Source organism: Bordetella ansorpii, assembly GCF_900078315.1.
In the GTDB taxonomy this organism is placed as follows: Bacteria; Pseudomonadota; Gammaproteobacteria; order Burkholderiales; family Burkholderiaceae_B; genus Bordetella; species Bordetella ansorpii.
This window is the reverse complement of record NZ_FKBS01000012.1, coordinates 101,097-119,003: the sequence shown is the minus strand read 5'-3', so window position 1 is coordinate 119,003 and position 17,907 is coordinate 101,097. Positions and strand designations below refer to the sequence as shown.

The window sequence follows — 17,907 nt, the reverse complement described above, 5'->3', positions numbered from 1 at the left end:
CCATGGAGCGCAAGCTGCGACAGGCAGGCCAGGACCAGGGCCGTCCCACCATCCCGCTGCCCAAGACGGACAAGCCCGTGATACCCGAGGCCTATACGCGCTTCGATCAACATCCGGGCTACCTGCATCTGCGCATCATGAACGATGGCGCCGCGCGCATGGGTGTGCGCAGCCCGTTCTTCAAGCTGCACGAGGGCATCGCCGGCGCCGAAACGCGCATCGGCGGCAAGAAGTACATCAATTACGCCAGCTACAACTACCTCGGCATGTCGGGCGATCCCGAGGTGTCGCAGGCCGCCAAGGATGCGATCGACCAGTACGGCACCTCCGTGTCGGCCAGCCGCCTCGTCTCGGGCGAGCGGCCCATCCACCGCGAACTCGAGCGCGAACTGGCGCAGTTGTACGACGTCGATGATGCCGTCACCTTCGTCAGCGGACACGCCGCCAACGTCACCACCATCGGCTACCTGTTCGGCCCCCGCGACCTGGTCGTCCACGACGAACTGATCCACAACAGCATCCTCCAGGGCATCCAACTGTCGGGCGCCAAGCGCCTGTCCTTCCCGCACAACGACGCCGACGCGCTCGACCAGTTGCTGGCCAGCCAGCGGCACGAGTTCGAACGCGTGCTGATCGTGCTGGAAGGCATCTACAGCATGGACGGCGACTACCCCGACCTGCCCCGCTTCATCGACATCAAGCAGCGCCATCATGCCTTCCTGATGGTCGACGAGGCGCACTCGCTAGGCGTGATGGGCGCCACCGGCCGCGGCATCCGCGAACACTTCGGGCTGCCCGGCAACGCGGTCGACATCTGGATGGGTACCCTGAGCAAGGCGCTCGCGGGCTGTGGGGGCTACATTGCGGGTGAAACCGCGCTGGTCGAACACCTGAAGTTCCTGGCGCCGGGCTTTCTGTACAGCGTGGGCATGCCGCCGTCGGTGGCCGGCGCCTCATTGGCTGCGTTGCGGGGCATGCTTGCCATGCCGGAACGCGTGAAAACACTGCAGCAGCGCGGTGCGCTGTTCCTGGACCAGGCCAAGGCAAACGGCATCGACACCGGCTACAGCACCGGCCTGGCGGTGATTCCCGCCATCGTCGGCAGTTCGTTGCGGGCGGCCAGGCTATCAGCTGCGCTGTTCGAGCGCGGCATCAATGTGCAGCCGATTCTCTATCCTGCCGTCGCGGAGCAATCGGCGCGGCTGCGGTTCTTCGTCTCCGCGATGCACAGCGAAGGGCAGATTCTCCAAACGATCGAGACACTGACACAGCACATCCAGACTATCTGAGCCGTCATCACCATAATGGCCCCCCATCGGACCTGCCCTGTCCCAGAGGAATTCGCCTTGTAGTTCTCAAAGTCGTTTATTAAGATTCTGCTCGCAGGCAAACTGAATCTGGGTACACAAGAGAGGATCAATGGAGTTGTTCGATATTGCAGTCGCGCATGCCAAGCAGGAACAATTGCTGCTTGAACAAAGAGACTGCCTGCACGCCAGTGACGGGGAGCTGACCGGGGAAGGCGCGCGCAAAGCTAAAGTACAGTGCGCGAATCCGAGCGGCAATCTGATCATCTGGGGCAGCGGCAGCGTCAGCAACACCTCCAATATTCGAATATCCGGCACCGGCAATGTGGTCGTGATCGGCGCGGGTACGCGGTTTACCGATTCCACAGTCATCGTTCTGGGTAGCAACAGCGTCTTCTGGTTCGGCGCCTTGTCGACAGTCGGCAGCCTGACCGCACAGATTGCTGCAGGTACCAAATTCATGATCGGCGACGAGTGCATGCTGTCGACAAGGATCATCGGTGACACGACCGACCATCACGGCATCTACGATCTAGCCAGCGGCGAAAGAATCAACCCAGTGGCATCAATTCACGTCGGAAACCACGTCTGGCTGGGCCGGGATGTGAGTCTTGGAAAAGGATCTCGCATCGGCTCTGGCTCTGTCATCGGACAACGCTCACTGGTCAACGGGCATGCCTGCGCCGCATCGGACAATCTCTACGCCGGGGTTCCGGCCAAGTTGGTCCGCCCCGGAATCGCATGGTCGCGCATGTCCTCCAGCACGTATTCTGAAATGGAAAAATCGCACAGACACGCCGAGTATGTACAGCGGCGAGAGGCACTGCGCGAGCGCTGCTTTGCATTCAACACGCCCTGCCCCGAGCACCAGGTGGCTAGTATTCCGTCCTATTAATTTTGGTTCTAAATTGGCAAGATCAGGTGAGATGTCTGCTGAACACTTTGGGATGCAGAGAGTATGGCAAGACCGATCGCTGATTTTTTCCTTGCCTCTGCTGACACGGCGACATTGCAAGGTTGGTTGCACAAAGACTCGACGCCCAACTGCTTGGCGCAGCGAGCTAGCACATCGAACTTAAGAATCTAGATTAATCAGACGAGGCACTAGCTGCGGGCTGGCGTCAGGCCGCTGCCTCGCAACGAATGATGCACGGGGATATTCTCTCGTAGCGATTTTTCCAGTCGTGGCGGAGGATCGACAAAGGCGCCAGCCTGATTGACCTGATCGTTCAAAAGCCGGCTCACGATCTCGTTGCAAGCCGCTTCGCGGCCTGCGGGGTGATAAAACGAACCGTGCACCTGGATCGTCGAGGCCAGCGCACTGACAAGCGCATCGCACAACTGCCGGTCGACCTTCTGCGGCCGCCCCCAGAACGAATCGAGGGACTCCTGGTGTGTCAGGCCTGGAATGTCATATATCGCGGCGCCCAACACCTTAACTGGCACATTTGCCCGCAATGCGTGCAAGCCGACAGTGGAGTTGATGGTAATCACACCCAGGCTGCGCCGCATCGTACGCTTCAGATCGCAGTCGCTGACCGCCAATACCCGCCCCGCGACCCGATGACGCTGCGCAAGGCGAGCCACGACACGCTCCCAGCGTTCCAGGCCGTTATCCAACGGGTGCAGCTTGACGACCAGATTGTCTTCCTTTCCTGCGCAGGCCGCGAACGATTTCATGACCTCTTCGATCATGTCGCCTTGGTGCCGATAACGGGAATTTGCCCGCAACTGGTAGTCCGACTGCATCTGAAGGGCAAGCATCCAGTAGCGCTTGCGCTGGCTGCGCAAGCGCGTCACAGCCCAGACCCGAGCCGGCTCCCGGATGCGCTTGCTCAGTGAGCGCGGCAACCACGCCAGGTAGTCCAGCAGAGGCATGTAGTATTTGTCCGATCGATACAGCGGAAACAGGTACGGTGCCAACGTTGCAAGCAGATTGTAGAAAACCTCGTTGAAGGCCTCCTGCCCGAACGAGTGAGAGAAGCGCTGCGGGTCTTGTTGAAATGTGCCTACGCTGGCTGCAATGCGCCGAATAGCGTCCGGATCCGAAGGAAAATGGGAGAGCGCACCCATGCCACCACGTTCGAAAGTCAGCCAGTCAGGGCGGAGATAACCGAATTCGATCGCATAGGTACGAACGCCCAAAGACTGCGCAATCTCCCGTGCCACCGCATGATAAGGCAGGCGATCAGCATAATAGAGGATGTCCGTGACAGCGTGCTGGACAATGTATTCGCGCAGGAAATCAGCCCAACGGCTGAAACGGCCTCGATAGTTGACGGCCCCACGCTTGCGCCAATAGACCCAATCGCCCATGGACAAATTGATGCGGTGCGTGGTTACCCCCGCCGCCTCAAAGTGCTCGCACAACTGGCACCAGAATGTTGAGGGGGGGCCTTGCAGGAATAGAACAGTTCGCTGCATCTCGAAAATGTGCACCTAAGCCATCGTTCCGCACGATGGCGGATTGTACCCACCGCATGCATGAATAGTCCTGCCCAGCCATCCATGACCGACGACGGGGCCTCCTGCCATGCCGCTGGGATTATTTTTATTTGCCCTGCAATGATGCAAGCAACTGCACGACCTGGCGTACACCCGCCTGCCACTCGGGCAGAACCACGCCGAAAGACTCACAAAGGCTGGTCGTGTCCAGACGCGAATAAGCGGGACGGCGCGCGGGGACGGGATAATCTTGCGTCGAGATCGGCTTGATCATGCCTGGACTGACGCGCAACGCCATTCCCGCCTGCTCGGCCACGCCGCCGATGAACCGGGCGTAGTCGTACCAAGAGGTATCGCCCGAGGCCACCAGGTGATGCGTCCCATAGGCGAATCCGGCCCCTTTGCCAGCAATGTACCGGGCCAATATGTGCGAGGTCACATCGGCGATCAACGCAGCGCCTGTCGGCGCTCCCACCTGGTCGCTGACGACACTCAAGGCATCGCGCTCGCGCATCAGTCGCAGCATGGTCTTCAGGAAGTTGGTCCCATATGCGCCATAGACCCAACTGGTGCGCAGGATCAGGTGACGCTTGCCGACGGCTTGGATGGCCTGCTCACCGTGCCACTTGCTCAAGCCGTACACGCTGCGGGGATTGGGCGCGGTATCCACACCGTACGGCGTAGGCTGCTCACCGTCGAATACATAATCAGTCGAGTAATGCACCAGCAGCGCTCCCAATGCCGCCGCCTCCTCGGCCAATATCCCAGGCCCGCGACCGTTGACCTGCTCGGCAAGCGTCTGGTCCTGCTCGGCCTTGTCCACGGCGGTGTAGGCCGCGGCATTGACAACGACATCGGGCCGCTGCGCGCGCATCACGCCTCGGATGATCTCCTCGCTGGCAAGATCGCAGCCGGCGCGGTCAACGGCGACGATCTTGCCCAACAACGCCAAGCTGCGCTGCAACTCGAACCCCAGCTGGCCCCTGCAACCCGTGATGAGGATCTTCATGTGCGCGCCTCATCGGCACCATACTGCTTGGAGACCCAATTCCGGTAGGCGCCGCTGGTGACACCCTCGATCCATTGCTCATTGTCGAGATACCACTGGACGGTCTTGCGTATGCCCGTCTCGAAGGTTTCAGCGGGACGCCAGCCGAGCTCGCGCTCAATACGCTGAGCATCGATCGCGTAGCGCCGGTCATGGCCAGGACGATCCCTTACGTACATGATCTGATCCGCATAGGAGCGCCCTTCCGCCAGCGGCCGCAATTCGTCCAGCAGGCCGCAAATGGTGCGCACTACGTCGATATTTGCCTGTTCGTTCCACCCGCCGACGTTGTACGTTTCGCCCAGCGCGCCCTCGTCCAGGACTCGCCGTATCGCGCTGCAATGGTCCTTGACATATAGCCAGTCACGCACCTGCATGCCATCCCCGTAGACGGGCAGAGGCTTGCCCGACAAGGCGTTGAGGATCATCAGGGGAATCAACTTCTCGGGAAACTGAAATGGTCCGTAGTTGTTCGAGCAATTAGTCGTCAGAACCGGCAGACCATAAGTGTGGTGCCAGGCGCGCACCAGATGGTCGGAGGCGGCCTTGGATGCGGAATACGGACTGTTGGGCGCGTATTGGTTCTGCTCATTGAAGGGAGGATCGTGAGGCGACAGCGTGCCATAGACCTCGTCCGTGGAGACATGCAGGAAGCGGAATGCCGTCCTTGCCTCGTCCGACAGCGTGCCCAGATACTCCCGCACGGCCTCCAGCAGATTGAACGTCCCCATTACGTTAGTCTGGATGAATTCCGCCGGACCATGAATCGATCGGTCCACGTGCGATTCCGCAGCGAAATTCACGATGGCGCGCGGTTGATGCTTCGCCAGCAGGGCACGCACCAATGCGGGATCGCCGATATCGCCCTGGATCAGTTGATGGCGCGGATTACCATCCAACGCGGTCAAGGTATCCGGATTTCCGGCATACGTAAGCTTATCCAGGTTGATCAGTGCTTCATCCGAACTGTCGGTCCAGTCCAGCACGAAGTTCGCACCGATAAAGCCGGCGCCTCCAGTGACGAGTATGGTCATGTAGCGAGTTGATGTAGGTTGAGGAAGCAGTGCACAATCCGCAATAGTAGTACAGCCCTCCGACATGCGTCCCCTCCGTTCGGCGCCGGCCGAGGTCGGGCGAGGATTGTCTCGTGTCACGGCATCGCAGGCGCTCGGCGGCTTCGGTCGCCCGCCCAGGATACCGCCACTCACAACACTCTCTCTTTGTTGCAAATTAATGGGAAGCGCCGGCCACCTCGCGCACGCGAGTGCGGCAAGATGCCGCCATGCATTGAGTCGCGCCCGTCCTCGCGGCTTTCCTGCTGCCCATCATGGCCGTGTACCAGGGCCGGAAAGCCTGGGCATGGCGGCTCACAGCCCGAGCGGTAGCTTTTACAATAGTCACCGGGGCAGGCCGACAGGACCGTGAAGTGGGTCCTGCCATGCACGCATCGGGCCAGCACCCACGCTATCCTCGACCCGCTTCTTCATTGGGCGGCAACTGGCGCCTGATATAGTCCTTGCCGCGTTGATCGAAGGTCATGTCTGGAGAGTTGCCCTACTCCTTGAAGAATGCGTTGCATGCGATTCGCCTGACCGACCGCGCCTGCATCTCGGCCCACGGTCTGGCCGCTGAGCCGGCAGGCATACCCGCCATCACCCAGATGTTGAAGAACAGGCTCCAGCCTTTCCAGAATAATTACTTCCGATAGGAGTTAGTCCCCCGTGCCTACGCTTGACCACGATTTCTATAGAGGTTGGTATCCGGACGTCGCCGGACTCGATGATGCCGCGATCGAAGCGCATTGGGCGGCTCAACCGGAAGTGCACAAGCGCTTCGGTTCCTTCGCGGAAATGCTGGACACGATCGGCCTGAAAGAAACGGGCATTCCCGCGGACTTCGACTGGGAGTACTACATCAAGTCGAACGAGGACCTGCCGGCTCAATGGAATCAATGGCAAGCCCGGTTGCACTATCTGCAGTATGGCCACAAGGAGGTCCGGGAGTACAGGCGGCCCGAGCAGGCTGACAGCCCCGCCTCTGTCCCACCTTTCGACGCCGCCACGCAATCCGAGGGCGCCGACAGCCAACCCGTGGCAGCACCGATGGCAGACTTCGAGTCAGCGACGACCGAGGATACATTCGACGCCGCAGCGCAGGAAGCCGCCGCCGCGAGTTCGTCCAAGCCGGCTCTCGGCAAAGCCAGCCTGGCGCGTGCTCCAAAGCAGCCACAATACTCGGAAGCCCAAGTCACCGAGATCCGCATTACAACTGCGCTGGACTCGCAGTGGTATGCCAGCGTCCACGGTTTGGCCGGGCCAGAGGCAGCCACCGACCACTATCGATCGATCGGACGGAAAAATCTCCTGGCGCCCAACCGCGAGTTCTCGCCGTTGAGCTATTGGCAATTGAATGCCGACGTCGCACAGCTTCTGGTCGATCCCGTTACGCACTATATCGAGCACGGATATGGCGAGAAACGCCGCTTCCAGGCGCCTGCTGCAGCGGCAGAGCGGCGTCGCAGGGTGTACTCACCACTGGCACTGGCTGCGGCCCGCGAGTTGTTCAAATTCGACCGGAACAGCTACCTGACCCATCGTCCCGACCTGGACCCCAGCGCTATCGACGTCTGGAAACACTACCAGTTGTTCGGCGAGTTGGAAGGTGCCCGTCCCAACCCTTATTTCGACGGCCTGTATTATCGCCGTAGCTATGCGGCACACCTGGCCGGCTGGAAGTTGTCCGCTCTTGAGCACTTCCTCTCGATCGGCATGCTGAGCGGCCTGTTCCCCAGCGCTGAAGTCGCGATGGGCGCGAAACGGCACACGCTGCATTCGGCCATCGAGTGGGCCGGCCACTGGCTCGAGCGTGACGACATGGGGCCCCTGGTGGCCCCTTCCGGCGCTCATCAGCCCAGCTCTTACACCGTCCAGCCGGACAGCGGCATGAACCAAGCCGCGCAGGTTGGCCGCAAAGTACTGAACTGGGTCATCCCCTCTTTTTCCAAGGGTGGAGGCGGACACACGACCATCTTCCGCTGCGCCCGCACGCTCTCGCGGCTGGGCTGGGAATCGACCTTCTGGGTGGACGGCACCACGGATGCGGGACAGATCGACGCACTCTATGCCGAGTATGTCGGCTACTTCCCTTCCACCGCCGTATCGTTCCGCATGCTCGATGCCGGCTTCGAGGCCATCGAGGACGAGTTCCTGGTAGCCACGGCCTGGACCACCGCCTATACCGTCGCCAGGAACAAGCAGGCGAACGTCCGCTTGTATTTCGTCCAGGACCGGGAAAGCCTGTTCAGCGCCGCGGGTACCGATGCCCTGCGCGCGGAATACACCTACAAGATGGGGTTCGACTTCATCTGCGCCGGAGGCTGGCTGGAAAACCTGGTGGCAGACAAAGGCGGGGACCACACCCACTTCGAACTATGCGCAGAGCCCTTCTACCAGCGCAAGGATCCCACCCTGGAGCAACGCGACATCCTGGCCGCAGTTTATGTCCGCGGCCATACCAGCAGACGCTGCTCGGATCTCATGATTGAAGCCGCCAACAGGCTGGCCAAGGCCGGCCAGGGCGAGATCGTCATCTTCGGTGACGACAATCCTGGTCCTGACGTGGATCCGGCGGTCACCAATGCCGGTATCCTCACGCCGCACCAGATGGCCGACCTGTTCCATCGCGCCAAGTTCGGCCTGGTGGCCTCGGCCACCAACTACTCCATCCTGCCCGTCGAGATGGCGGCTTCCGGACTCGTTGTCATCCAGCCGGCTTCCGATTCCACGCAGGACACCACCGATGCGCATGGCGCCATTTCGGTGATGCCCACCGCCAAGAGCATCGCAAACCACGTCCTTCAGTTGGCGGCCACGCTGGACCAGGCCTCGTTCGACCAGTTACGCAACGCCTACACCAACTTCGCTCGCTCAGTGTCCTGGGAAGCCGAGTTCGAACGGGTCGGCGCCTGGCTCGAGAAAAAGGTGAAACCGTCCGCGCCCGCGATCTCCTTGCGAAAGCCGGCCACTGTCGTCATTCCCACCTACTATCCGGACGAAGACTTCCTGGCAGTGCTGGATGCCATACATGGGCAACTCTGCTCGTACGATGTCACCATCCAGATCGTCGATTCCCGCAAGAATGGCCAGGTGTCGCCGGTTATCGAGAAGATCGAGCAACAGAAGCTGGCATCAGTCCACGCCATTGATGCCGCAACCTTTCAGCATGGCGAAACCCGCAACCTCGGCGCCAGCCTGACCCATGCGGATTTCTATGCCTACCTGACCCAGGATGCGCTGCCGGCCAGCGAGTACTGGCTGGAATCACTGCTGACGCCGCTGCGCATGCTGCCCGATTGCAGCTACAGTTTTGGCCCGCACCGCGCCTATCCGCAGCACCATCCGATCTACGATCACGAGTTGATCATGCATTTCAACGGATTCGTGCAGCACGGCTTCATCACCAACCGGCGCCAGCACGCGGGCCGATATAACACCGACCCCTTCTTCAAGGCAGGCCTGTGCTTCAACAGCGACAACAACGCGGGTTATCGCGGCGACCTGCTCCGCCGCTTCAAATTCCCCACGGTCGACTTCGCTGAGGACCAGGGGATCGCGAAACGTCTGCTGGAAGCGGGGTTTTCGCGCGCCTATTGTCCCTCCGCAATTATTTTCCATTCCCACGACTACACCAGCAATTTCGAGGAAGCCTATCGTCGCGGTGTCGAAGAGGGCAAGGCGTTGTTCCAAAACTTCGGACTTATCCGATTCCGCTCCGCAATCGATGTGATCAATTCAAATCGTCACATCGAGAAAATGGTATTGGCGGACTCCGTCACGCTGGGCCTGAATAAATCCGATTTGAAAAACATACTGCAAGCGAAGATCAGCTATATTGAAGGCGTATGGGCGGCATCCAAGCAGCTGCTAGCCGAAGAGGACGGGACTGACAGCCATTAATTCGATCAGAGCAAGCCATCTGCCTACCCTCTATGCGTGCGTCGCACTACCGACGCGCTCATCTTCATAATCGCTGAGGAACATATGACTGTTGCAATCCTGCTGATCAGTACGGAAGCGCAAAGCGACTACGCCGGCATCGGCGACACTGCCGGGCTGAATGCGTCCGACGTACTAAAGCTGTCTGGCGTCAATGTCGGCAATTTTGCGTTCAAGTACGGCATGCGCAAGCTGATCGGCGAAGATGTCATCTACACGACTTACCGCACCGATCCCGATTATGTCCGGCGCAACGCCAGAGCCCTGATCGTCGCGGAAGCCAATCTGGTCAACCCCGGCATCGATTATGGCGCCCCCGCCAAGTTCATCGAAACCGTGGATCTTCCGACTTTTTGCCTGGGCATCGGCGCTCAGGCAGGCACGATGGGTGACAAAATCACGATTCCGGCCGGAACCCTGGACTACCTGCACGCCGTCAGCAAACGCTCCGCCGGTTTCGGCGTACGCGGAGCCTATACAAAATCGATCATCGACGAACTGGGCGTATCCGGCGCCCAAGTCCTGGGTTGCCCGTCATTTTTCATCAATCCATCCCGGACGCTCTGGCAGGATGTTGCCCGCAAGATTGGCGCAGAGGACTTTTCCTCCATCGCTCTGATGGAAGGCATCTACCCCACGGGTCATCCTCATGCGGAGAAGGTCAGCGAACTGGAACGTCGCCTGTTCGATCTGGTGCGCTTTCGCAATAGCGACTACATCACCCAGGCGCATCCCACGATCATGGCATTCGCCATGGGCGACGGCCATATGGTCGAGGACTCCACCCTTTTCCATCTTCGAAAGCGCCTGGCGCCAGGCATGAGAATCCCCGAGTTCCGGGAACTGCTGGCCGCGCGATCGCGCGTCCACGTCCGCATCGACCACTGGATTCGCGATGTACGGCGCTATCAGGCCGTCATCGGCACGCGCATCCATGGAACGATCATGGCACTGCAGGCCGAGCGCCCCGCCGCCATGATTTCCCACGATTCGCGCACCTCCGAACTGTGCGAGACGCTGCAGATTCCCGTGACCTCGCTGGACCAAGCAATGGAAGTCCCGTCCGTGGGCAAGTTCGACCGGCTATTCGAGAAAATAGCCAAGAACACGGCAGCACAGCGAGACGATCACCGGATTGAACTCGGACGCAAGATCCGCAATCTGATGAACGAAATGGAAATCCCCGCGTCGCCCGCGTTCAACGCCTTGTGCGACGGAGCCCCGAGCACCGCGGTATGATTCCCCGGCTTGATGGCGGCAGCCGCCATCAAGCCGCTCAACAGCGCTTCGCCAACGCTCCCATCCGGCTCTGCATCCCCGTGCCATAAGCCCTGGCAACCGTTGGCGCGTCCACGATATTGCCGAATACATCATCGCCGTCCGACAGTTCGTCGAAATCGACGCCCGTGGCCGACTTTCCGCCCAGGTCATGGATAATGTTGTTACTGACCGAAATATTTTTCACCGGCCGGTCGCCACCAAAGCGATTGACGAAGATGCCGCGTATCTGCCCGTCCCCGTTCTGCTTGTAGCCATAGATGACGTTGCGGGTGACGCTGATGCCGCTTACCTGCAATCCGGCTGCGAGTTCGCCCTTGCCTGCGTAGATCGAAATACCGCTGTTCGGCCGGCGATTATTGAGATCAACGGAATGGCAGCGATTCCGGTCAATCCACGAGTCCCTGGCCCCGCGCAGCGCAATTGCGTTCGGATAGCCGGATATATCATTATCCAGAACAAGCAGCCCCGAACTTATTCCTTGCGACAATGGCCTTTCCAGCCGCACGTTCTTCAACGTATTGACATCATAGAAGTGATTGAAACCCGTCACTCCTTTTCCAGCGCCTATCAGCGTATTTTTTTCATACGTACAATTTTCGTATTGGGAATTATCGAACGGGGTTGCCACGCCCATGAAGCGATTACGGCGGAATACGTGACCGCGTCCGCCTGTTCCCGTAATGCCAAGCACGCCGGTCGCCGAGTTCCCCGCGTCGAAAACCATGTTCTCGACAACAACCTCTTCTGCGGAGGTTATATTCAATCCGGCAACGGCGCCCGATACGTCGCGGGTGGCATTGAATATCAACGTGAAGCCCGAGATCGTAATATTCCTCGTGTAATTCCCTTTCTTTGCCTGACCGGCGGAGACCAGGGTAACCACGAAACTGCTGTTCTGCGCAGCCATTTTCGGTCCCATCTTGAATACTGCGCCGGGCATGCCGATCAGAGCGAAGTTGCTGATGCCATCCAGGACGATCGCCGGCGCGCGCGCCACGCCCGCGACAGGGCCGTCCGTACTGTCCAGCAAATACGTCCCAGGGGGGAAGATGATGGTGCGGTTGCTTTCCACCGCCGCTCGGATACGCGCCGCCGCGTCTCGCGTCCCATCGGAGGGAATGCCCAACTGGTCCGCGTACTGCACGCCCATCGCCTTCGCAACCCCGGCCTGGCTGGACTGCTTCGCCGCCTTCCTGTCCCGTTGAGCGTAGGCCAGCAGCTCCTGGACCCTGGGATCTTCACCCGGCGACTCGGTGGCATTGGGTGCTGAGGAAGGCTTGGCCGCATGGACGACCTGAGGGGCGGCCGTCAGGGCCAAGGCAGAGGAAATGAAGCGTCGACGATTGATCATGGCCAGTCCTTGTGTCTGATCAGGCAGGAAAGGCCTGCCCTCGCAAGAGCGGCACCAGGAACACCTCGACGGAATGCGGGCGCCTGCTGCCTGGCAGCCAGCGCCCACGCATCACTCATCACTCAGAAGGAGAAATCCTCTCGGGCCAAGGTCAGATTCCTGCTGTAGCACGGATCGTTCTTGAGCTCATCGCCCCAGCGCTGCTGCATGAACGCAATTTCCGACACAAACCTGGCCATTTTTTCAGGCGTGTCTTCGTGGCCTCGGGATTTCGACTCATAGTGATACAGCTCTGCGTAAGGCGTCCACAGATTCCGATACCCTGCCTTGCGTACCTTGAGGCAGAAATCAACATCGTTGAACGCAACCCTGAGGCTTTCCTCGAGGCCGCCGACTTCCATGAACACCGATTTTCTCACCAAAAGGCAGGCAGCCGTGACTGCCGAAAGGTTCTGTATCACTTTCAATCGATAAAAATATCCGGATGCATTTCGTGCGGAATATCGATGGGAATGCCCTGCCACCCCACCGAGCCCGATAATGACGCCAGCATGCTGGATGGTGTCATCGCCATAATATAATTTAGCGCCGACACAGCCGATATGGGGGCGAATCGCATGACTGACCATTTCAGTCAGCCAGCCGGGGGTGATCACCTCGACGTCGTTATTGACCAAGCCAAGTATTTCACCTCGAGCATGCCTGGCCCCGAAGTTGTTTATGGCGGAATAATTGAAAGGATGTGTATAAGGCACGACCCTGACAGAGCTCTCGGCTTTCTGGATTTTCTCGAGATAATCTATCGTCTCGGGAAGTTCGCTTCCATTGTCGATGATTATTATCTCGAAATTACGGTATTCCGTTTTCTCGAGGATGCTGGACACGCAGGCCTGCAACAGGTCCACCTTGTCGCGGGTGGGGATCAGCAGCGATACCAGCGGCCCCGGCTCCGCGACGGGATAGCGCACACGGTAGGTGTTCGGCGCCAGGCCTTCCTCGACGATCGCTTGGCCATCACCCTGAGAATCCATGAAATCCTGCAGCGCGCGGATGCCAGCCTCCGCCGTATAGCCCTTGTGCTCACCGGCCTGCGCCGTGGACCCCCTAACAGCCCGCCAGTGGTAAAGAACCATCGGCACGTGGATGATCTCCGAGGGCTTGACCAAAGGCAGGCAGCGCAATAACAGGTCGTGGTCCTGGCTCCCCACCACTTCCGTACGGAAGCCGCCGATCTGCTGGAGAATGTCGCGCCGGTAAATACCCAGGTGCGAGACGTAATTCTGGGAGAAGCAGAGGTCGGGGTTCCAATCCGGTTTGAAGTGAGGATCGAAGCGCTCGCCCTTGATGTCTATCTTATCCTCGTCCGTATAAACGATCTTGGCCTGCGGATGCTGGTTGAGATAATGAACGACATAATGCAAGGCATGTTCGGCCAATTGGTCGTCATGATCTAGCAAGGCCACGTATTGGCCATCGGCCAACGCGAGTGCCGTGTTCGATGCCTCCGATATATGGCCGTTCGACGGGCGGAACACCACACGAATTCTCGGGTCCTGCCGCGCATAGGCGTCGAGCGTTTCCCTCACCGCAGCATCCGTGGAGTCATCGTCCGCGATGCACAGTTGCCAATCCGGGTAGCTCTGCGCCAGGACCGAATCGATCGCGATGCGCAACAAGGCCAGCGGCGTGTTGTACGTCGGCATGACGATGGAAATCAACGGCCTGAGCACGAACTGCTCTCGTTGCCGCCTGACGAGATCCTCGTCGAACCACTGTCCCTCATTGGCTTCTATCCACTCGGGGTAGTCCGACGTGTTGCGACCTTGGACATGCAACGCCTGATAGGCCTCGTAGGCCATGGCCAATGGATCTTTCCCAGAGCTGCCAGCCGTGCGCGTGAGCGCTGCCCAGATATCGTCCGAAGGTTGGCCGAAGAAATCTTCGTGCTCGGCGGAGAGCTTTGTCAGGATGACCTGCCTGGCCTGCTCGGCGGATATGGGCGTGCCTGCCAGGCCCTCGATGGAAAATGCCGTTTCGCATTCGACTGGATCAAAGCGCAGTGCCTTGGCCTGGCCGTGGAAGCGGACCACGCGGGAAGTCGTCTGGCCGGACTCATATGGCAGCGACGCCGAGTCGGCCTCGTTATAGCCATCGCCGAAATTCATGTACAGCTTGGAGATGCCGCGGCGCACCCGGGCATTGAGCGCAAGATCGACCTTGTACCAGCCAGCCTTGAATACATCGTCAGGCGTCCGCACCTGAAACCAGGGATCGATACCTTCGGAGCGCCACTGATAATCGTCGCCGATCGCGGGCGCGACATGGCCCTTTGCGGAGAGGACCGCCCAATTGCCCACGCCACCTCCCAACAGGGCCCAGCGGCGCATCATCGTTTCATTGCCCCCGGCGACCGCAGGTTGCTGATCCAGGCGCACCAATCCGTCGATCCTCAACCCGAAGCGCGTCGCGCGATGGCAAGGATCGAAACGAATCGCCCGACAATTCGCAGGCACGTAGAATGGGATTCGGATGTTTTTCCTGGCCTGCAGCCTAACGTTTACCGAATGGCGCTTGATGAAGCCGGCGGAGCCCTCGATGTCGAAGAAGAATGCCGCATCCAACACGTCGTCTGCTTCGGTGACTCGAAGATCCAGCCAGTACCAGCCCTGCAGGCGCTGCCAGCGCAGATCGGCAATGAGCAAGCACTGCGGCGTGTCTCCCGTGACGAGCCACTGCCCATTTTTGTGCGCTTCCAGTTGATGAACTGGCGCCATCTGCAGCCGGTAGCGTCCCGACAAGCGGCGCTGAAGGCTTCTAGCCAGCGACAAGGGCGCGGCCAGCACGCCCTTGAAACCGGAGCGTGCATCGCGGAACTTGTGATTCAGGACTAATGCCTTGATCTGCGCCTGGTGCAGCGCGACAGCAAGTTCATTGTTCCTGTGCTCGAGCGCCTGCGCATGCAATTGTAACTCCCGGTAACGGGCAAGAGAGACGTGGGCCACCTCATCCGCATGCCCGCCAATCGAGAGGGCTTCCCCTGCCTGTGGCACGTGGGCGCCAGGACGTTTTTCTTCGGCCATATCGACATCCGGCATAAAAGGAAGCACGGTCAGAACGCGTTACTGCAATAGCGCAACAAAAGGGCCAGCCCGACTTTCAGGTTGACCTGCTCAGGCACGACGAACTTGGCCATCCTGCCGTACCGCTCAACCGGCTTTAGCACCCGTTCGACCACATGGTATTGCGGCCGATCAGAATAATCATCGAACAACAAGACGGCGCCAGGCTTGGCCATCATCACGGACACCAGGAAGCAGGCCACGCGGAACCGGGCGTCGATCAACACCAGATCCGGAGAGATACCTTTTGCCTCGCACAGTTCCCACGCCAGCGAGGCATAGGTCGGATAGGCCTTCCAGCCCGTATCGTCCACGGGATAGCCCAATTCCTTGGTCTTGCCCAGATTCACGTGGACCGGGAAGAAATTCCGGCTGGTATTGCGGATCGCCACGGCCATATGCTCATTGAGCCTGGCTGACACGGCGGCATCGCTGTCCACGGCAACGATGTTCTGTGCTCCCGCCTGCAACGCCAACGACGCCGTATCCGGCGCCCCATACGTCAGATAAGTCTTCTTGCCCGGAAGATGTTCCAGCAGGCTGGCATGCTCTTCCCTGGGCAAGGACGCGCTAAATGCCGCGGTTGGCAACTTCGCCCGGTAGAATGAGGCGACGTCGCTGGCGGGATAGGCGTAACTCTCGCCAATGGACAAGGGGCATGCACGTCCATTGATCGCCGCATAGATTCTAGGCACCTTAGCCTGGAGATCACCCGGCAGCCGTGCCAGTTCCAGCGATGCGGCGAACGTCATCGCGCCGGGAGCGGCCTGCTCGTAGCTGCCGATCGCCAGGGGAAAGAGCAGGCTGTCCATCGCAGCATAGACTTGAACAGCGACTCCCTTACCGCTGTTCACCTGGCCCGAAAACTGCACCATGCCCCCCTGCACCTCCGCGCAAGATACCTCGCCATAGGGCTCTCGCATCTTCGGATTGGGCACATCGCTGGCCGGCCTGAGCGCGGATTTCTCGATGGAGAAGACGTGCCGCGCCTTGCCGTCGAAGGTCTTGGCAATGATCTCGAACACATTTCCCGCAATGCCGCTCTCGATCGCTGCAGCCTGTTCGGGAGATATCTCCAGGCGGAAGCCGCAATCCAGCCCCAACGGCTTCGTTTTCTCGTAAAGGTCCGGGCGCGCCACTCTTTGCGAAAACAGCGCGGCGAGTTGACCGGCATCGTCCTGGAACTGGAATTTCAGCGGGCGGTTGCGTCCGACATCGGCCGCCCAACCGCGGATCTCGACGCAGTCGGTCTGGCTGGCCCTCAACGTCGCCTCGATCTTGCCGACGATCGAGTCGCCTTCCGCCTTGGCCTGGACATCCGGCAGCCCTCGCAGTTGCTGCTCATACTTGACGAGCATCGAGGGGTCGTCCTTGATGGCCGCGAACGCGGACTCGCAGCGCTCGACGATGAAGTCCTGGGCAGCGCGCAGGACTTCTGGCAGTCCGGTCCGCTTGATGAAATCCTGATAACCGGAATCGTAACGACGCAGGTTCGCCTCGGACACCCGGATGGATTCCGTATGCGTCTCGTCATGCATCGGCAGATAACCCTGCCGATTGGTCTTGAAAAGATGCTCGCGGTCCCCGGTGTGCCTGCGCCCACGCAGCAGCGACGAGAGATATTCCTCTTTCGAACGGTAGATCTGATGGACGATGAAGTAAGGCTCCGGCTGCTTGAGGCGGGCCTTGACCTGCGGCAGCGAGATGTAGGACCAGCCGACACGCAGCACATCCGGAGAGGGCTCGAACGCCGTTCCGTCGCTCAGGTGAAAGACGCCGTCCTTCACTACGTGGTTATGAATCCCGATTTTCTGGATATTCGGCGAAATCCTCGCCAGTGACTTCACATGGCGATTTCTCTGAAATTTGTTTTCGAGGTAGAAAGGCCGGCAGAAGGATTTCCTTTGCCTGTCCGGCAAGTCGACCATCCACAGGAACGAGATGGAATCGGATTGCGGATAACGGCGAAGCACGTCCTTGACCGAATCCTCGAAATTGGCGGGCGTCCACAGTTCATCCAGGTCCAGGAACATGAGATGCGTGAATGCCCCTTGCTTCACTTCGCGCTGGTAGGCCAGGTTGTAGGCCTCTTCCTGGAAATGGCGGCGGGTCTTGATGCATCGCTCCAGGACGTCGTCTGCCTCGACGATCGAGACCACGTCCGCGCCGAGCGCGGCCTGGATCTTGCGCAACAAGGCGAGCGAATTGTCCGAAATATCATTCAGCCACAACTCGACCGCGTCGAATCCAAAGTGAAGATGATGATGGATCCACTGAGGAATGTAGGCAGCCTCGTCCTTTGCAATCGCGATGACCTTTACCCTGAGCTGTTCTTCCATTCCTTGTCCACAAAATCATTGAT

General features: G+C 59.7%; 10 protein-coding genes. 4 read left to right on the top strand and 6 right to left on the bottom strand.

Annotated elements, in window-relative coordinates; genetic code table 11:
• Positions 1-2: 2 nt before the first annotated feature.
• A complete protein-coding gene (locus tag A7W11_RS05595; protein ID WP_082887120.1) occupies positions 3-1,289 on the top strand; it encodes an aminotransferase class I/II-fold pyridoxal phosphate-dependent enzyme in 1,287 nt (428 codons plus the stop codon).
• Positions 1,290-1,419: 130 nt separating this feature from the next.
• Positions 1,420-2,202, top strand: a complete 783-nt coding sequence (locus A7W11_RS05590; RefSeq protein ID WP_066409803.1) for an acyltransferase — start codon at positions 1,420-1,422, stop codon at positions 2,200-2,202.
• A 209-nt stretch (positions 2,203-2,411) separates the two neighbouring features.
• Here the strand turns inward: A7W11_RS05590 and A7W11_RS05585 are convergent, their stop codons facing one another.
• The 3 genes from A7W11_RS05585 to rfbB form a co-directional block, all read right to left on the bottom strand.
• Positions 2,412-3,746 carry a capsule biosynthesis protein gene (locus A7W11_RS05585; protein WP_235816806.1) on the bottom strand — a complete coding sequence of 445 codons (1,335 nt, stop codon included), beginning with the start codon at positions 3,744-3,746 and terminating at the stop codon, positions 2,412-2,414.
• Positions 3,747-3,858: 112 nt separating this feature from the next.
• Positions 3,859-4,761 carry a dTDP-4-dehydrorhamnose reductase gene (gene rfbD / locus A7W11_RS05580; RefSeq protein ID WP_066409796.1) on the bottom strand — a complete coding sequence of 301 codons (903 nt, stop codon included), beginning with the start codon at positions 4,759-4,761 and terminating at the stop codon, positions 3,859-3,861.
• Positions 4,758-5,834 carry a dTDP-glucose 4,6-dehydratase gene (gene rfbB, locus A7W11_RS05575; RefSeq protein WP_066409793.1) on the bottom strand — a complete coding sequence of 359 codons (1,077 nt, stop codon included), beginning with the start codon at positions 5,832-5,834 and terminating at the stop codon, positions 4,758-4,760. The genes rfbD and rfbB overlap by 4 nt, the downstream gene beginning before the upstream one ends.
• A 687-nt stretch (positions 5,835-6,521) precedes the next feature.
• Between rfbB and A7W11_RS05570 the strand changes: the two genes are divergently transcribed.
• Both A7W11_RS05570 and A7W11_RS05565 read left to right on the top strand, forming a co-directional pair.
• Positions 6,522-9,755 (top strand): rhamnosyltransferase WsaF family glycosyltransferase, encoded by a 3,234-nt coding sequence (locus tag A7W11_RS05570; RefSeq protein WP_066409790.1) that lies wholly within the window; start codon positions 6,522-6,524, stop codon positions 9,753-9,755.
• An 84-nt stretch (positions 9,756-9,839) separates the two neighbouring features.
• A complete protein-coding gene (locus tag A7W11_RS05565) occupies positions 9,840-11,033 on the top strand; it encodes a polysaccharide pyruvyl transferase family protein (RefSeq protein WP_066409787.1) in 1,194 nt (397 codons plus the stop codon).
• A 37-nt stretch (positions 11,034-11,070) separates the two neighbouring features.
• Here the strand turns inward: A7W11_RS05565 and A7W11_RS05560 are convergent, their stop codons facing one another.
• The 3 genes from A7W11_RS05560 to A7W11_RS05550 form a co-directional block, all read right to left on the bottom strand.
• Positions 11,071-12,426 carry a right-handed parallel beta-helix repeat-containing protein gene (locus A7W11_RS05560; protein WP_066409784.1) on the bottom strand — a complete coding sequence of 452 codons (1,356 nt, stop codon included), beginning with the start codon at positions 12,424-12,426 and terminating at the stop codon, positions 11,071-11,073.
• 122 nt (positions 12,427-12,548) lie between these two features.
• Positions 12,549-15,506 carry a glycosyltransferase family 2 protein gene (locus A7W11_RS05555; protein WP_162270244.1) on the bottom strand — a complete coding sequence of 986 codons (2,958 nt, stop codon included), beginning with the start codon at positions 15,504-15,506 and terminating at the stop codon, positions 12,549-12,551.
• A gap of 29 nt (positions 15,507-15,535) precedes the next feature.
• Positions 15,536-17,884 (bottom strand): glycosyltransferase family 2 protein, encoded by a 2,349-nt coding sequence (locus A7W11_RS05550; RefSeq protein ID WP_066409781.1) that lies wholly within the window; start codon positions 17,882-17,884, stop codon positions 15,536-15,538.
• Positions 17,885-17,907: the final 23 nt, after the last annotated feature.